The sequence below is a fragment of the Oleiphilus sp. HI0086 genome, from assembly GCF_001635225.1.
In genome coordinates, this window is the sequence record NZ_LWFZ01001193.1 from 1 (window position 1) to 1234 (window position 1234).

The window sequence follows — 1234 nt, forward strand, 5'->3', positions numbered from 1 at the left end:
GACCTATCGAATTGAATTGGAATCCATACAACTCAAAAAAGCTAATGGCTCACTTGTCGAAGTGCTACCGCTTCAGAGTGAAATAGACTTTGTACAATATCAGGAGCTTTCTGAGCTTTTTGCCGTATTGTCTGTACCCGCAGGCGAATACCAAAGTGTTATATTGGGCCTGGATTACAGTGAGGCTGATATCGTTATTCAAGACGAAGAGGGTGCTTCTTATGAAGCTGCCATACAAGATGCCAATGGCAATGCGATTACTCAAATTGATGTGGAGCTAAATCTTAATGAAGGCAATAGCATCAATATATCCCCTTTCAAAACCGCTCAATTGACGCTTGATTTAGACTTGGCTGCCTCAAATACTATTGAGTCTTTCGAGCCACCCTTAGTAACTGTAGAGCCTTTCATGGTCGGCAGTACCGAGCTGGATATCGATAGGGAACATCGACTAAGGGGTTTACTCGAAAGTGTTGATCTGGCCACTAATACCATCGACATGAAACTAATTCCGATGCGCTTACGTCGCGGAACCTTTGGCGATTTCAACTTCCATGTCGATGACAATACACTGTATGAGATTGATGGCGTTGAGTACACGTCTGAAGAAGGCTTAAGCTTACTAGCAGAACAAGCTGAGGAGACCCCTCTTATTGCTTTTGGTGGCCCTTCAGAAGAAGGTGAGCAACGCTACTTGGCAACACAGGTACTCGCCGGTAACAGTGTTCCTTGGGCTGAACAAGATGTATTGAAAGGCATCATCACTGCACGCAGTGACTCAAGCATTTCGATTCAAGGTGCAGTCGTCGAGACTGGCGACCAGGCGGCTCACTTTCAGACAGAAGTCACACTGGCGGTTACTGAAGATACTGTTGTCACAGGTTATCGCTTAGGTGATGCCAGCATCGCCAATTTATCGGTAGGGCAACGAATACTAGCGTTGGGTGAATTTAACGCTGACAATAATGAATTCGATAGTAGTCAAGGCCATGTCAGAATGAAGCTCAATGCCATTGTGGGCGAAGTGGTGCAGGCATCTCCTTTGGAGTTGGATCTTAGCCATATCAACAAACGACCAATTGATCTTTTTGACTTTAGTGGCACAGGCCTTGATGCGGCTAATGATGCTTCACCTGAACAGTATGAAATCAACAGCTCTACACTGGATATTAGCGCTATCGAAGAAGATGAGTGGATGCAGGTACGCGGTTACCCCAGTTCTTTCGGCTCATCA

General features: G+C 45.5%; 1 protein-coding gene. It reads left to right on the forward strand.

Annotation, left to right across the window (positions count from 1 at the left end):
• A partial coding sequence (locus tag A3756_RS28095) for a hypothetical protein (protein ID WP_068554507.1) occupies positions 1-1234 on the forward strand: 1234 nt, incomplete at both ends.